The sequence below is a fragment of the Bradyrhizobium sp. IC4060 genome (genome assembly GCF_020193715.1).
In the GTDB taxonomy this organism is placed as follows: domain Bacteria; phylum Pseudomonadota; class Alphaproteobacteria; order Rhizobiales; family Xanthobacteraceae; genus Bradyrhizobium; species Bradyrhizobium yuanmingense.
Genome location: NZ_JADYVJ010000018.1, coordinates 47,113 through 64,117 on the forward strand (window position 1 = coordinate 47,113; position 17,005 = coordinate 64,117).

General features: G+C 59.0%; 7 protein-coding genes and 1 pseudogene. 3 read left to right on the top strand and 5 right to left on the bottom strand.

Annotated features, from left to right (window positions below; all coding sequences use genetic code 11):
• Positions 1–162: 162 nt before the first annotated feature.
• Positions 163–1,187 (bottom strand): annotated as a pseudogene (locus I6F16_RS37855) (glycosyltransferase family 4 protein).
• 999 nt (positions 1,188–2,186) lie between these two features.
• Here I6F16_RS37855 and I6F16_RS33895 point away from each other — a divergent pair.
• A complete protein-coding gene (locus I6F16_RS33895) occupies positions 2,187–3,767 on the top strand; it encodes a carbohydrate porin (RefSeq protein ID WP_225174325.1) in 1,581 nt (526 codons plus the stop codon).
• A gap of 966 nt (positions 3,768–4,733) precedes the next feature.
• Here the strand turns inward: I6F16_RS33895 and I6F16_RS33900 are convergent.
• Positions 4,734–6,983 (bottom strand): hypothetical protein, encoded by a 2,250-nt coding sequence (locus I6F16_RS33900; protein ID WP_225174326.1) that lies wholly within the window; start codon positions 6,981–6,983, stop codon positions 4,734–4,736.
• A 1,289-nt stretch (positions 6,984–8,272) separates the two neighbouring features.
• Entirely contained in the window at positions 8,273–9,991 is a 1,719-nt protein-coding gene (locus tag I6F16_RS33905; protein ID WP_225174327.1) for an NEL-type E3 ubiquitin ligase domain-containing protein, read from the bottom strand.
• A 705-nt stretch (positions 9,992–10,696) separates the two neighbouring features.
• On the opposite strand from I6F16_RS33905, the gene I6F16_RS33910 reads away from it, so the two are divergent.
• Entirely contained in the window at positions 10,697–12,526 is a 1,830-nt protein-coding gene (locus tag I6F16_RS33910; RefSeq protein WP_225174328.1) for an NEL-type E3 ubiquitin ligase domain-containing protein, read from the top strand.
• 1,149 nt (positions 12,527–13,675) lie between these two features.
• Here the strand turns inward: I6F16_RS33910 and I6F16_RS33915 are convergent.
• Together I6F16_RS33915 and I6F16_RS33920 are read right to left on the bottom strand one after the other, a co-directional pair.
• The gene (locus tag I6F16_RS33915; protein WP_225156240.1) at positions 13,676–14,632 is read right to left on the bottom strand and encodes a pectinesterase family protein; all 957 of its coding nucleotides are present in this window, start codon (positions 14,630–14,632) and stop codon (positions 13,676–13,678) included.
• 301 nt (positions 14,633–14,933) lie between these two features.
• Positions 14,934–16,232, bottom strand: a complete 1,299-nt coding sequence (locus I6F16_RS33920) for a glycosyl hydrolase family 28 protein (protein ID WP_225174329.1) — start codon at positions 16,230–16,232, stop codon at positions 14,934–14,936.
• 127 nt (positions 16,233–16,359) lie between these two features.
• Between I6F16_RS33920 and I6F16_RS33925 the strand changes: the two genes are divergently transcribed.
• The gene (locus I6F16_RS33925; RefSeq protein WP_225174330.1) at positions 16,360–16,620 is read left to right on the top strand and encodes a hypothetical protein; all 261 of its coding nucleotides are present in this window, start codon (positions 16,360–16,362) and stop codon (positions 16,618–16,620) included.
• The last annotated feature ends 385 nt before the right edge of the window (positions 16,621–17,005 follow it).

Sequence of the window (17,005 nt, forward strand, 5' to 3'; positions counted from 1 at the left end):
TTCGGTGGCCGATGAGTATATGGTCAAGGTATCCTACCAACGAAGAAAGATCCCTGCTTCATCTAACCACTTTGTGATGCAGTGTTCAGGAGCGCCGACCCGACCGATTTTGGTGTAGATCACAGAGCCGTTGACCCAAAGCGATACATAGGATGTCCAGCTTTACCGGACCAAGAGGGCGCGATAGTGGCGCAAGTAATCCCGTGCCATTCGCTCTGCCGTGAAGCGCTCTTCGAAGCGCGCGCGGACGCGCCCTCGATCGATTTGCCCAAGCCGCGACACAGCCTCAATTGCTTCGTCCTCGTTTTGACGATGAAGCCTGTCACCTCTTCCTCGATAATCTCGGGCACCGAACCGGACCGGTAAGCAATGACTGGCGTTCCGCAGGCCATCGCCTCAATCATCACCAATCCAAACGGCTCGGGTCACCTGATTGGGAAGAGCAAAGCAGCGGCTCCTGCAAGGAACGGCTGTTTCGAATCGTCATCTACCTCGCCGACGAGCTGGATCTGTTTGCCGTCAATCTGAGGCTCTATCTTCTCTCTGAAATACCCACTTTCGGCGCGACGGACCTTGGCGGCAATCCGAAGCGGCATCCTGGCGGCGAGCGCGATGCGGATCGCATCTTCGGGGCCTTTTTCGGCGGTCAAGCGCCCGAGAAACGCCAGGTACGATCCGGCAGCAAATGAGGCGCCGAACTGGTGCATGGGCAGACCGTGATACACCGTTCCGCACCAGTTTGCGCTGGCGAGCGCAATGCGCTGATTATCCGAGATGGATGCGAAGCAAGCTTCTGGAAACTTGCTGGTCACGGCCGGCAATCCCGGCAGATCCAGCTGGCCGTGCATCGTCGTGATAAATGGCACTCCTGCGCGATAGAGGATGGGCAGATGTAGCCAGTCGATGTGAGCGTGAATCACGTCGAACTGGTCTGCGCAATCCTAAACTGCTTCCAGTTGGGCAGCCAAAGCCGCGTTCGGGTCTGAGCGTGGTCGCCCAAGGCGAAGTGCTTTTGGCCAGACCGGAAAAAGTGTGGCGGGGGTCCCGGAATCGCCGCTCGCAAAGAGGGTGACATCCTGCCCGAGTTCGACGAGTGCATCGACGAGCCAGGCGACCACTCTTTCCGTTCCACCATAGAGCTTTGGTGGGACGCTTTCGGCGAGCGAAGCAATCTGAGCTATCTTCATCAGTAACTCCCCCATGGCGCTTGCTGCCCGCGGCAGACCGACGAGATTCAGTCAAGGGCCCGGCGAAGGTCGCGTATATCCGTCGGAGTGCGCTCATTCGTCGACTCGAAACCAGCGATATCCGTAGCCGTCGAGTTCGATCGTCGAGTCCTCGCAGGGCTTGAGTACACGCGATTGCCGAACAGATCGATCAAGTTGCGCGCTGAAACGACGAGGACAAGCGGCGTCACCAAAATTGCGAGACTCCGTCTTGCGACATCACAAACTTCATCCGGCACACGCCACATAGGCACAACGGCTGAGCGGCCGAGCCGGAATGGCCGATTGGACCAGCTATCATTGCAAACTGTTCAACTCCCAATTCCGGCGGGTTGTTTGAGATGACGGATACATGGCAAGCGTGATCAACGAACGCCGCGCACGTCAAGGGACTCGGATGCAACACAGATTTTGCCGTGAGAGCCGCGGTAACAGAGCCAGCAACCTGCTCGCGGGTAGGCGGCAAAGTTGCTCGATCGCTGATTCCTCCGGCCTCCTGGGCCATCAGGTTAGACCTTGTGGTGTGATTGCCGGACGCGCAACTTCAAAGGCGCCTCGGCGAGCTTGGCGACTGTCTCGTGTTTCCGTGACAACGATACCAATGAAGCGCTTCGTGAAGCCTGGCCTCAGCGCCAAATCGGCTGACTCACGGTGAGCAAGCGGGACATTCGCAACGCTTTTGCATCCATGACAGCGAGTCGCTGCGCGCTCTTCCTTAGCACCTCGATGAACCAACGCGCGGGGCTGGCCTCGGCGCACCGGCCTCGTTCATAAGCATGGTTGCGAAGCAGATCATCGTGTCGCGATCTAACAGCTTTACAAAGCGTGGATGGTTCTTGTCGGAACGATCGAAATCCAGCTCGCCTCCCTCGCTCTCGAACGCGAAAACGCTGAGCTCTTGGCCAATCAGGCCGCTGCGCAATCTGTTCATGGCCGGCAGAGATGGAAGCAAGGTGCGCCGTGCGTGATTACTTTCTTGAGACGAGTTTGCCGTGGGGATACCCGGCGGCCAGAGCACTTTCCATCCATTTAAAGCCGAGGGGAAAGCAACGTTGGCTTGTCATCGCAGTTTCGCTCGCAGCTTATCTGGTCGACAATTCCGTACTGGCACAAACCGCCAGCGGGTTTGATCCTAGTAGCCACCCTGTGGATCAGGCCAGCAAAAGACGAAAGGCTTCTGATCCGGCCGAAAAGCTCCGGATGGACCCGGCAATCAGCCCTCCTGCCCCGGCGCCAGCGCCAAGTCCCGGTGCGCCTTTCGAAAAGCACGCTGGTGCGGACAGAGCTGCTCAGACAAGAACGCAAAAGACGGTCGATCCCTTCGCACGGTACGATAATCTGCGTGAAAAAGGGGTGTGGTTCAACATACCTGGCGCTGCGGACACGATCGATCAGGACAAGGGCGGCGTTAGATCGGCGCTTGCAGATGTCGGCATCGGCTACATCGGCTGGACACACAACAGCTTTGCAAACAACCTGCTGCCGAATGCCGCCAGAAGCACGATCGAAAACCAGCTCTATATGGGCCAGAATCCGACATTCGCGTCGGCAAACTTCATGATCGTCACCTACGATCTCAGCCGGTTTGGCATTTCCGACGGACAAATTGTACTAGGGGCCGAGCAGCAACACTGGACGTGGGATCGCGCGGGACCAGATCGAGTGGGGCTCAATACGCTCGCCTACTACCAGACTTTCTTCGACAGGACGCTAGAACTCAAACTTGGCTATCTCAGAAACCAAAATGAATTCACCGGCACATTGTTCGGAGGGATTACAGGATCGAACATGTCTGCCTTGTTCCAGGGGGGCATGAGCACCAATGCCGCACCGACGCCTGCGGTCAACCTGAAGTACAATTTTGCCCGTGCCTTGTACAACAAGGCCTCGGTCCAGCGCTCAATTAGTCCAGATGGTCCCTATGTCCAGATAACGGAGAATCCCACGGGTTTGAACTGGAGCACGCCCCACGCAGGCATTCTTCTCATTGATGAAGCCGGCTACAAGAGCAAGGCAGCTCCCGGCGTACCCGATACCTGGCTGCGGGCGGGCGTTGGTTTCAACAGCAGCCGGTACACGAGTTTGACGGATCCCAAGCGAGGGAGGGAAAGCGGGAATAACTTTCACTACATCGCTGCGGACAGGCAGTTCTGGCAGAACGACCCCGATGGGATCCCATCTCGCGGCATCTATGGCGGCTTCTCCATTATGGAAGCTCCGCCGGACCTGAACAGGATCAGCCGGTATTGCGAGCTTCGTCTTTACGCGAGGGGATCATTTGACAGTCGGCCCAGTGATCTGATTGCACTCGTTGCTAGCAACACGAGCTGGAGCAACTTTGCGGTGGATGCTGCCCTCGCCAAAGGGCAGCTTGCGCATCGCGAAACAACAGCAATCACCGCAACATATACCGCCCATCTCGCTCCGGGAATATATGCAGGGGTGGGGCTGTCATACATTCATAACCCGACAAGCATCACGCACACTCCCCAGACTAAAGACGCGCTCAATCTGTTGCTATCTACGTTGGTATTCTTCTGATCATCGCAACCGCCATTCTGCTACCAACTCCTCGTGACCCGAGGGACTTGAGCTTGGCGATCTCTTTGAAAGGATCCGCCGCATCTGCGCTAGCCAAGCATTGTTGCTCGGCTTGACGGAAAGTCGCTGACCCGGCGGTGACGTGCGCCAGTTCAGCGGGGACGCGAATAGCAACAGACTCGTTGAAGCATTAAAGTATCTACGGACCTTTCGCTCGACGGGGGGCGTCGTGCCCATCGTGCGTCCAAGGCGCACTCGCGCTAATCTCAATTCTTCCCCCACAGAACCGGACTCTCATCAATTCTCCAAGACGCCATACCCACGGACACGCATCGATGGCGCCCCTGTGCAGAACCGCGTGCCGCACGAGGCTAACCGGCAAGAGGAGCATCAGGGTGGGCAGGATAATACGCCCGTACCGTCGGCTCTCCACGAAGGACAGGTCCTTGTCGGTCCAGAGCAGCTTCTTAAGAGCAGCTTCGCTGCCTACTGGATCATCTGGGCGACCAATCCATAGCATTGCCATGTTCCGTTCCTTCAAAGGAGCTTCAGCAGCTCGAAAGGACTTACGTGACGAGGTTCAGCGGCAATGGGAGGATCCCCTGGGCCTCTCGTTTTTCGTTGATCCTGAAGGGTTTACTGTTGACGAGGAGCAGTTCTCGAGGGGAGCTCGACGCAGAGCAGAGCTCTCGGGAGGAACCCTCGGGTAAGCGTCGCAGGAGGGCCCTATCGATCGGGGTGCACACGGCGTTGGCGAGAGACAGTCGTCTTCGAGACCAACCTCGTGTCTGAGTACGAGCATTGGAGTTGTAGCACGATAAACCGACCGCCAGCACCATCGCCAACGTCCCGCCTCAGCTCTGCAATCTACATCGACTGGATGCATGGCCCATCAAGCGCGACGTGAGCGAAGGCCGCGCGCGAACTGCCCGCCGAGCATTTGGAAATGCAGCCAAGTTTGATTCTTCAGCCACGTTCGGGATAGGCGCGAACGCGCCGACGTCCCGCGCTTTCCACCAACTCGCCCCTATAAGGCACTCCACGGATAGCGAAATAGGTCGGGCGCCCAACTTCCGGCATGATGCGCTGGCCTTCAAGGACGCGGACAAGGTAATCGGGCAGGAATCGCTCCCGGTGCTCCCATCCGCCCCGAATCAAATAGCCAAGATCGACTGTACCTTCGTCGGGTCGCGCGGCCCTGACGATCTGCGGGGGACGATAGAGGGGCTGCGATGGGCCAGCTTCGTTTATCCCGCCAGCGCGCGGGTGATGGATCAGGCGAACATCCATGGGGCCTTCCGGCCCGACAGTCGCGGAATAGCGCTCCCCATTGATCGCAAACTGACTTGGCCCGAACTGGTTTGGCAGCAGATTGATATTGCTCAATACGTCGATCAACACGTCTGAAGCCGCCCTGGAGCCGTGGCGCCAGTCGGCGCCAACGATCGCTCCGATATCCCGCAGCTCCGCAGCCGGCCCCGGCGGTCCTGCGAACCACGAGGTGGCTGCAAATTCAGGTGCTGGCGCAGAGCGCGCATCGTCACGCAAATCGTGCGGTGTGGGTGGATCCAGATCAACGAAGGAGTCGAGACCGCCGTAGATGTTTGAGGATCGGGGCCTTACCGATGACGGCGATGCGGGTTCTTGCATCTGTTGCCCAAGCCAGGCCCAGGCTCCCTGGCTCGGGGTGGCCGGAGTAGCAGGAAGCTCGAGCGGCGGATGAGCTTGCGCGGCCCAGTGCGGCGCTGGCACTGGTGAGGCGGGTTCGTGGATTTGCTCGCCAATCCAATCCCGGGCTGCCGCGCTCGGCGTTGCCGGGGCTGCGGGAAGCTCTTGCGACGAACCGGCCTGCCAATCGCTGGGCGCTCGCATCGATGTGGTGGGCCCATGGATCTGCTCGCCAAGCCAATCCCAGGCTCCCGCGCTCGGGGTGGCTGGCGTTGCAGGAGGCTCCTGCAGTGAGTGCGGCTGTCGAGCAGCTTCCCAAGAAGGCTGGCCCGGATCCTCAGGAGGCGGCAATCCAAGCGCCCTGTTCGCCTCCAGGATTTGCTCGTATTGGCCAAGCTTGACTAGATCAGGCTTGATCTTGCCGTCCTTGGTTTCGCGCCTGTATTCCTCGACATCCCGGTCAAGGGCTGGGGTGGAAAGTCTGCCAGCCATTGCCGGCCGATCATGCATCTGCAGCCACTCACTTAGCCTATACATGCGGCGAGCTTGCCTGTCGATCGTCTCCGGCTCGATCCTGTGCGCCGCCTTTTCCGCCGCCGACCACATGTCGATGAGGATTGCGTCCGCGCGGTGAGGGGCCAGTCGGCGGAGATCAGGCGCCAGCGCGTTTCCGGCACCGACCTCACGGAGCTTCTTCAAGGCCGCTTTGATGCGTCTGCTTCTGTCCTTTGCGTAGGTATCGACATCCTCATCCAGCTCAGCTTCCAGCTGATGGTTTTCCACCTCCGGGTTGTCCTGCTGCGCGTTTTCTGATTCCCGTTGAATTCGATCCGCAATTGAGGGCCTGCCGGCGGTGCTCAGGCGCGCGCTCAAATGGCGCAAATCGGCTGCGGCATTCTTGATCGTGCCGTCGGTGAGGTTACCCGCGGCCTTGTTTCTGAAATCTCTTATCAGCACCTCGTCCTCCTCTGGGACAGCGCGCGTCCGGCCTGGCTGGCGAGCATAGTCAATGCGAAAAGTCGTGGAAAAGGCATCCCCCTGTCTCGCATTGCGCGAGTACTTTTCGCTGCTGCTCCCGCCAAAAGCCTTGCCGATTCCCGACTTGAAGCGTGACCATAATCCGCCGCTTCTTCCGCTCTTGGCCGACGCGGCAGACTCTGCGTCTGGAAAGCTGTAGCGCGCGCTGCTGAACGGATCATCTCGCAAGCCGGACTGCGGCACTTGCGCCGAAGCGGGAAGCTGGAAGCTGGGAATGTCTACGCTCCGCCGCGTGCCGCCCAGCGCACTCTCCCTAAAAGCGGAGTCCGGCGGCATCCGCATCGAACCGCCGAAATTCTCCCGCCGGACTGCTCGACCCCCTCCTGCGGGAGCCCGATCAGGCGAACTTGAGTTGCTTTCATCTGACGGATCGAGATTCAAATCCTCCAGCCGCCGTTCAAAACCACCGTGCTCCCTTTGGTTGTCTCCTCGCTGCGCGGTCCGCTCTTGCAGGGCGGCGTACTCCCGCATCCAGGCTCCTGAATCGAAGAATGGGTCAACCGGATCCACCCTGCTCTCCTCATGTTTGTACAGGCCCGACAGCAATCGGTACGGCCTCGTAGCAGATCGTCTAGCAAGAAACAGATTGTGGATTGTTGTAGCCGCAACCTTTCGAAAAGCTGACGAGATCAGGACATTGCTGCGCGATTGACGGCCTCGCATCGGCCGCCGCCTGGCGATAGGCGCTCCAATCTTTTTGCACCTCTTCGCCCGGCCTGTTCAGTCGACGAATTTCGTAAGCCGATGATACCAATGGATCGTCCTGTCGATCGTGTGAGGAATTCAAGCATCAGGCCCGGAACTCACTCAGCCGCTAACAATGTCTAAGGTCATGGCGTGACGAGCATCTTCTCCTCCTTCGCATCAACTTTGGCGCTGAGCTTATCCTGCGGGTGCTCTTCAATGACGGACAGCGACCTCTCCTTGACGCAGACCGGGGGCGTTCTGGTAACCTGGACTTCCATTTGTTGCTTTCGGCTGCGCTTGTGAGGGACCGAATTGGCCTACTGCGGTTTACCAGGTCCGGCGCTTTCGTTCGAATGCAGAACGTCCCTTTCGAAGGCTTACGGCGTATCCCCCGCTTCCCGGAAGACGTGGATCACATAGGGCTGCCCTTGAGGGAGCGTAGTCGCCTAGACGAGACGAACAGCGAGTTCAGATATCAAATCGCCCAGACAGCTTTTTCAAGAAGATGTGCAGATTGTCCTGAGTTCTCAGTAGTCATCCCGAGCGCCTCTCGGCGCTCGGGATCGGACAGGCAGCGCGCAGTTCGAGGATGAGCTTGGCAAGCCAGCTCGGCAAATGAAGATCCAGCAGACTTCATTCGTTCGCTTCAATCCGCCTCAGCCCTTGACTGCGGAACCGCAAGGCTTGTCGTGCAGTCTCGGAAGCGCCTCGATCAGGCGCGTGAACGACTTCGCCCGGATGACGGATGGGCCGTCGTAAGCTACGAATACGGTCCTCCAACACTTGCTTGGCGAGATGGAGTCTCGCTGGAAGGGCTCGAATTTCACTAGATCTGACGAACAGTTAACTCCCACGTCAAACGATCTGGTTGGCCGGCGCAGCGCCCTGTCTGGTCTGCTCAACAACTTCCGACGGACGGAGCTCTGGTCCCGAGGAGCTGTTGAGCTGACGCAGATATGCCTCGCATTGCGCGCGCGTTTTCATCGCTCGGCAAGACCGAAAGGCCCGCATTTTCCAAAGTGCGACAGCACCTTCGCGGCAATTGGCGAGGCTTTGACCGATTTTTGGCTCCGCCACAGAGCATTGATAGATATATCTCGCGTGATGAGACCTCAGAGTTCGAGGCCGCCACGCTCGGCCAGCACACGGTGCATGACATCGCGTTTGATCTCGCTGGCGAGCTCGTTTCGGACTTGGGCTCCGAGCACCCGCTCCGCATCCGGATCGCCTAGAAGACCGTGCTCGGCCAGTCGCTGATCCAAGCGGGTTTGAAACTCCTCGCCCATGGCTTCGACGAGCCGGTCTTGCATCGCTTCATATTCATCAGGAGCGATTCGCCTCAGCACCGTCTCCCAGGGTTGCCAGCGGGTTGCCATGTAGTCAGTAAACTGGTTCGCTTCTTGCTCGCGAACCGAGTCCAGTGCGCGCGCCGCATCATCGGATGACACGTGAGAAACCGTCAGAAAGCGCATGTCAGGGGCGACGTGAATCAGCTCCAGCGGCTCGCGAAGAAGATTTTGATAGGCCAAGTAGACTTCAACGTCGTCTAAGTCCGGGTGGAGAGTGAGGAGCGCGTTGACCCTGTCGCGCGCGATGCCTTCCAGCGCGTCCAGGCGGAACGCAACGCGGCCGCGCTGGATGAGTTGGCCGAGCCTATCATCATACACCCCCTCCTCGACGTCAGCATTAAGGCGCGCGGTCCGCATACCGTTCCAGTGCAGAGTAACACGATCCTCGCAACTCGCGTTGGCTTCAGAAGCCTGTGTGAAAAACTGCTCGCGCAATCTCGGATTGGTCGCCGCCTGCCGCAGATCGTCCGCCACGGCCTGCCGAAACTCGTGATTGCCATAATTGACGGTCCCACGTAGCCTTTCTAGGAACCGGGCGTAGTCTTGGGCGCCAGGCTCATCCGCAAAGTGCTGCCACTCGGCTAGCGCCGTCGGATCGTCCCCGAGCCAGTGCGCGGCAGCCTCGTCCAGAGGCAGCTGCTCAAGATGGGGGGCCGCGAGGTGAGCGCGGACCTCGTCCGGGAATGGGTTATTACCGAACTCGACGTTCTGCAGCGGATGGCTCAAACTCCCCGGTAGGAGATCCTCGGGCAGGCTGGTCAGCCGGTTACCGCTGACATCGATCGATTCAAGCCAGCTCGGAAGGGTTTCGGGGAGATTGGCCAATTGATTGCTGCTGACATCGAGCTCAACGAGCCGCCATGGGAGGGACTCGGGGAGTTCGGTCAGCTGATTGCCACTAACCTCGAGCGAGGTGAGGCTGCTCGGGAGAGCGTCGGGCAACCTAGTCAGTCGGTTGTTGTTTGCGTTCAGGATCCCCAGCTCCGCCGGGAGGCTATCTGGGAGACTCGTCAACCTGTTATCGCTCACCTCTAAGCGATAGAGGCTCGCCGGAAGAGCGTCCGGCAAACTGGTCAACCGGTTGTGGCTAATTAAAAGTTCGTGGAGACCAGGTGGGAGGCTAGCGGGCAGGCTGCCTAGCTCGTTGTGCATGGCGCGGAGGTTCAGCAGTCTCGGCGGCAGGGCGTCGGGCAAAGCGGTTAAGGACAGGGATGACAAATCGACCAAGTGCGAGCGCATGTTGTCCGCAGCCCTGATTCGCGAGCGCCCCTGTCCGCGGTTCTCCGCTGAGCCCTGCCCCTCTTCGCCAACCCACTCGTCCAGGATCCGCGCGCGCGCGGAGCTGGGGGTCCGATACCCTGTCAAGCTTTCGACCAAATTTGCCAAGGCGCGGTTGAAGCCGCCGAGGTAGCTTTCCCGCTCCCCTTCTTCAAAATTATCCGGGGCAGAACCTGCGCTCCGCTGTGCCTGTCCTGTGTCCATCACCTTATCTGCCTCGTCAGAAACTAAGAAATCCGCGTGCCGCTGCGCAAGGCCGCGGAGCAGGAGTTTGCGCGCTGGCGCAATAATCATTCGAGCGGGCGCACGTGCGCCCGCGGCGGCCCGCCCTGGTCGAAGGCGGTTCAGCTTCACACGATTTGGAGGCGGCGAATGGATCGCTGCTGCTGCAACGTTTGCTGCCATTCCGTTGGCCGATAGATCCAGAGGACCGCTAACGTGAAAGCGTTCTGCCGCTAGCACGGCCACCTGTCGATCAGCTGACGAGTCTCGCTGCAAAAACGCCCAAGTCACTCGGTTTGCCACCCGTAGCAAAGACCAGCGTTGCACCGATTGCCTTGGCATGTGAAAGGACGGGCCGCGGACGTGAGCGTTCGAGCGCCTGCCGCTCTTCGTTCTTCACGGACTCGGCCGAAAAGGGATCCCTGCCTGCCATTGAGGTAACGCACCGTTGCCGCGCCCCGGGCTCGATGTTTAAGCCGCTGCCGCGTCGGTGCGGAAACGTGTAGGCGGAGCTAACGGGCCACCATGGATTCACAGTTCCAAATCGTTGCACCGAAATTATGCCTGCTTCGATGCCATCGCTGCGGTAACTGCGATAGGACCGTCAGCTTGTCGAAAGAGAAGTGTCCTAGGTCCTAGATGGTGTTGTCACGGGCTGAGTTGGCCCGGTGTGGTAAGGGAGGTGAAATGGATCCTTTTGAGACAGGGCAAATTCGGCCTGACGGAGGCATTCCTTCTGCATCTTCCCAACAAGAGGGGGCGGAAGACGGGCGGGGGGCGGCACACTGGGATGCATTCGTGACGGGTTTCGCAGCAAACTCCGGGCATTCAACCCATGCGGTGACCGAAGCAGACGAGACCCTTGAGAATTGGGCTTCTGAACAGCACGTGGGTCTCCTCGAGGACCGGGACGAAGCGGCAAGGCGGGTCAATGCTCTGGGTGAAGACGCCACGCTGGATCTCCAGTCGCTGTCCCTTACCAGTCTGCCCAGACTTCCAAGCGAGATCGTCGTGCTCGATGTGCCCTTCAATCGGCTTACCAATCTGCCTGACGAACTTCCGGCTTCGCTCCAGCGTCTTGATGTTAGTGGCAATCAGTTGAGCAGCCTGCCCGCGCTCCCGGGCGGGCTCAGAGGCCTCGACGTGAACTCGAACCGGCTGGAGAGCCTACCTGCCGTGCTGCCTGCCGGGCTCCAATTTCTTTCCGCCAACTACAATCGGCTGCTGAACCTACCCGACGCCTTCCCTGCTTCGCTCCAATTTCTCCACCTCAGCGATAATCAGCTGACGAGTCTACCGGCGGCGCTCCCTGCTATGCTCGAGTTTCTCGACGTCAGCCAAAATCAACTGACGGATCTGCCGGCGGCTCTCCCAGCTTCGCTCCGGTTTCTCGACGTAAGCCAAAACCATTTGACCAGTCTGCCCGAGAACCTGCTGACCGCCTTGGGCGATGGTGGCACCCTAGTTCTGACTGAAAATCCGCTATCTGAGCAGGTGCTGGCGAACCTGGGGGCAATCATAGGCGCGGAGGGTTATGTCGGCCCGACTGTCCACCTTTCGCACGACGACGAAAGTGAATCGTCCGGGACAGACGATGAGCAGGCGGACGCTCTAGCTGAAACAGTTGCAGAATGGCTGAAGGGCAATCCACAGGAGGACGATCGGGAGGTGCTTGCCGCTTGGCAGAACTTTGCAGAAGAGCCGGGCGCTCGGGAATACGGGCTTTTCCTCGCCAAGCTGTTCGAGTCCGTCAGCTCTGGCAATGAAGGGTTCCGGCAATCGGTGGCCAATGATCTGCGTCAGGCGGCAAAAAACCCGCAACTGCGTGCCCAGTACTTTCAACTGGCATGGGATGCCAACCAGAGCTGCGAGGACCGCAGAACATTAACCTGGAACGGAATGCAGACCGCGCGCCTCATCGCGGAAGTCGAGAACGGCCTCTATGACAACAAGGCACGGCTTGCCGATCTCATCGAATTGGGGCGCGTCATGTTCCGCATGGACGCGCTCGAGGCGATCGCGCGCGATAAGGCTCACTCGCTCGCCTCGGTCGACAACGTAGAAGACATCGACGCCGTTGAAGTCTTTCTTGCCTATCAGAGCAAACTGCGCGAGCGGCTGGGACTACAACACGTCGCGCCGGACATGCGCTTCTTTGAAGTCTCCGGCGTTACCGACTCTGACGTTGACAGGGCAGAGACATCCGTGCGGGAGAGCGAGGCGGCCGAATTTGCCGACTATTTGGCAATGGATTGGCAGCCTTGGGACGATGTGATTCGCCGCATCGCACCTGAAGAGCATGCCAAGACGCAGGACCAGCTCATTGGTGCAATGGGAAAGGAGTTCGACAGCCGAATGGAGCAACAGCTCGCCGATCAAGGCCTGACCGGGGCTGAAGCTGGCCTCGTCGAAGATGCCAAGCGAGTGTTGGGCGCCGCAGTTCGCAAAGAAATCGCCCGTGAGATCAAGGGCGCCCTAAGAGATAAGGTGCTCAATGAGCACGGCCTCGCGCTCTGAAGCCCCCTCTGCCGTAGGATGCTGTTAAATTTTGTTGTCGTTCCTCTCGTGCACCGGTTTGGGGGCCGAGAGGAACGCCTAATGCGCAGCGAGTGCAGCGGAGTGCCGATCGAGAGACCGGCGTTGCTCCTGTCTGTCATGCTGCCGTTTGATGTAGGTCAGGTCGACGCTTGGAGAAGACTGGCTGCTAGCTCTCTACTGAGGCTCCTATGCGCAACGACTGGATCGTCAGTCATACCAACTCTCCATGCGGAGCACGCCAGTACACATTTATCGGACACGCCTGCAATGTTAAGAGTTCAAGCTGGCTTGTTCGCGCGCGTTTCGATCTTCGCGCAGCGGCGCATCAATTCGTCAAACGTGTCCGGCACATCGAGCAACAGCCCGTCATCAACCATGTGCTGGCAATCCTGCTCCAAAGACGGTTCGGGACCTTCCTTCGGGAACAAGCTTCAAGGCACCGCCGACAGGGCTACGCGTATGCCCGTAAAGACCCCATCGCGGATCGCGCGAGACGCCCGCTGCAATATGCCGCTGGCCTAAGGGGCGTTGGGTAATCGCGGTGCCCGGCTATCGGAGCCATTTGAATCGGTTCGCTGGGCAAGCCCGCCGACGACGGAAGAGCCGCTACAACCCCGTCACCGGCCCCATGCAGGTCTGCTTGCCGTGATGAACGCATGCTCTTGCATCAGGGCTCTCCTTGATGAAAACGGCCATCGGCACACCTGGAAATGTTGCGCGGCACTTGACATGAGAGGGAGTCGATTGACATGTTATTTTGAATGCCGACGGCCGGCGCCTGACGAGAAATTTATGCCGACTTTGCCTTCATCTGAGCTGAAGAATGACCTTCTGCGCTCGCTTGTGCATTCGATTAAATCGAGCTGCGATGTTGGCCTCACATTCGATTTACGCCCATTGGCCCCAATCTTCGACGGGTAGTTGGACAGGCTGCCAATAAGGGCGGGATAACCGGATGATCGCATCCCGCCGCGAGCGATGGAGCGTCTTAACGAGCTCCTCTAAGCTTGGAGTGACAGCCGACGCCCTGCCCCCTCAACGCCCCGGCAGTTTGGTTGCTGGATACCACTCTCCATCATGTCCGCTCTCTTCGTCATTTATCCGAGGATCGCCGTCGCTCCCTCACCGTCAGCGTTGTTTTGTCTTCCATCGATATGGTTCCGCAGGCAGCCAATCTGTGGCACCCCCGAAGAACGCTGTCAGGGACCATCTCGCGGCTTCCACATCGGTCAGTTGATGGGAGTAAGGTTCGCGGCCTGAGGGGTTAGCCCCGACCCCGAAGGATCTATATTCGGCATAATAGCTCGTGCTCAAGTTGTTGGTCTTGCCCCTATCCCATTCGCGCCAGCCTTCGGGAATAACCTGCGCATCTATCTTCGTCGACAGAAAGACCACTGTGGCGTACGGCCGCCAGGGTCGGCCAAGCGCGATATCGCGTGCGGCAGGGTCGGCACTTAGAGTGCAATGATCAAAAACATAGCCGCTGTCCTCGTTCGGTGCTGCCTTGCTCTGAGCGGTAAAGACGACCGCCTGGTTGGCGATGCCGTGCAACTCACATTTCCGGAACCAGGCCTTGGCGTTGCCGAATACGAAATCGACATGCCCTTCGATGTAGCAGTTCGAGAAGTATTGACGTGACATTCTGCCGTTTGGACCCTTGCCGGCAAGCAGCGTGTCCTGGGCGCCGAGCAGGCGGACGCGCGTAACGACGTCCCTGTCTCCGGTAAGAGATAGTGCAACCGCCTGCGAGGGTGGATTGGCCGGGTTGAGAGAGTAGTCGTTCTGGATGGTCAAGTTCTCGAGCCGGAAGTCATCGCCAGTGGCATCCAGCGTCGCCGACCGGGCGGTTCCTCCTACATTGATCGCGCCGTCGCCATACACAATGACGGTATGCTCCGGCTTGCCACCAGTCCCTGAGAGATGAACACCGGATTTGGAGATTTTGACCTTCTCACGATAGATACCCGGCGCGATCCGAACATCTCCGCCTTCCGCCGGCAATGCGTCGATAGCTTGCTGCACGGAGTGATAGGCTGCATTCTCGGCATGCGACACCAACAGTGGCTGAGCGTATGCTGATGACATGCAGAAACATCCCGTCAGAAGTGCAGCAGGGTGAACGAAAATACGCATGATCCTACACTTCGTTGAGTCAGCGGCACCTCGACGCAGTCGACAGAGCCTCTCTATGCGGGATAGCCGCCGCGCATGGGCAACTCATTTTTTCGCGCCAAATCAGAACCTCCACGTCACCTTCGCATTCCCGGCCCTGCAAACCGTCAGACAATTGCAAACAAGTCCGGACGTGAGGCCGACCTTCGTCAACACCAGTAATCTTGGCGCAGATTCTGAACTCACCACCCGAGTTCGGCGGCGGATGTAGTGCTTACCGATTGCTGTTGCGGAACGCCCTGGAACATACCTCCGAGCCGCGCAGCAGCGGTTTTGAAGCTCGTCCGGGCAGCGGCGGTGATACGTCAGAATGATTTGCGGTGACGTTCGCATGTTCAACTTGCCAAGTGGCGGAATCGGCAAATCGGACATCTTCGAGTGTCACGTCAAGTGCATGCTCCTCGTCTACGCCGCGCATCAGCAACACACCGGTGTCGCCATGCACATGACTGAGAACGATTCGCCGATAGACCGGAATTCTCGTGCCTTGTGCGCGCGGATCATATTTTGTATCGAAAGCTAGCGGCCACCGGTTGCCCCTCAGGCACACGTACTCGTAAGTCACGCTCTCGACCAGACCGCCTCGGCTAACATCGCTCTTGATGCGCAGGCCGGACGTCGTACCATCCAGCGTCAGATTACGCACCAATATGTCTCTGGCCCCGGAATTCACCTCACTGCCGATCGACATGCCATGCCCCCAGCCGAAATAATTATCAATGATCGAGATATGGCTGCTTGAGCCATTGTCGCCGGCCTTGATTGCGACGTTGTCGTCACCCGTACGGATCAAGCTGCGGGTAATGGTCACATCCTGACTCGCGCCAAGATCGATGCCATCGGTGTTGCGCGCATCCGCCGGTGAATCGATTATGAGGCCCCAAAACGTGGCACCTTGGACCCGGTTCATCGCGACATGAAAGTTGGGAGCGTTGCGCAAGGTGACACCAGAGAAAGTGATGTCCTGCGCGTGATCGATTTGGATCAAGCGCGGGGCGTTCTGGTTGCCGCCCTGGGCTTGAGCGCGGCGCGCTAGCTGCCACCAGGTTTCCGCGCCGCCGCCAATTATTGCGCCGCCCTGACCATCGATGATGCCTTCTCCGTAGATGCCGCCGCCGCGCGTTCTAGAAAAGCTGATGAATGGCCGGCAACCGCCGCCCTTTTCCGCAATACGACCACATTGTCCGAGGCCCTTGTCGTAAGCAGCAGGTTCGGGGATGGCGATCAGCGTCGCCCCGCGTCCGACCCATAACGTCACACCCGATTTCATCTCGAGCGGGCCCGACCGGAACTCGCCACGCCCTAAATACACGGCGGCCCCGGAAGAACATTGGTCGATGGCATTTTGCAACGTGGTCGTATCTTGCTTGCCAGACGGCACGAGGCGCTCGCACACACTATGAGGTGCAACAGGCTCGGTGATAGTCCGGCGATCTTGCGCTTTCGCGGCGGGGAAGACAACGATGGAGGTGAGTATGAACAATAGGGCCAAGTTGCGAAAACGCTTTGTCATCGACCTCCTCGTGCTTTGTCAGGCATCCACGCCCCATCGGTATCGAGCCGCTGGCTCGATCTAGCCGCCGCGCGCGTCACTGGCGCGCGCAAGATGACATTTATAAGACGCAGCAGAGGCCCGGACCGTGCACCTGCGCAGCAGCACTTTGCAGATGCGCAAAAAACACGAAGCGTCATGCGATGGTTCAAAATCCGACAGCTTCGTCAATGGTCGGCCTTCTCGCGCCAATCAAGCGGGTCGCCAGATTCGGCTTTTTTTGCATCTAGAAAGTCGTCGGCGCCCAGTGCTTGCTCTTGATAACGATTTCGATGAGCGGCGCATCAGCCTCACTGGGAGCAAAATTGGCCCAGTACCCGCCGAAGCCGCGGCACTCACGCGCGCCTGACCCCGGCTGCTGCTGCTGAACCTCCGCGCTGTTCTTGAAGCGTCCGGAAAGCCATACCTGTGTGCTTGTTCTCCTTGAACACCGGGTTGGCGAGCTGGTTTAGTGTGCTGTCATCACTGGCCTGCAGCGACTGCCGCCCTCGCCGGGAAAATCCGCCACCTTAAAGCATCTGAAGATACTTTTCAGCCGTAGATGGTGAGAGTTTCGGACGAGTACTGGGACCGCTCACCATCTCGTGAATGTAATCATGATCCGCGCGCGACACATTCGACGGCGGATTGCGACCGCGGCATCGAGGCAAGGCCTGCCACGCGCGCTGTATTCAGTTGCAGCTCAAAGGCATCTTCTTCCGCCAGTTTCGGCTGATGGTTTAGTCCGGCGCGCT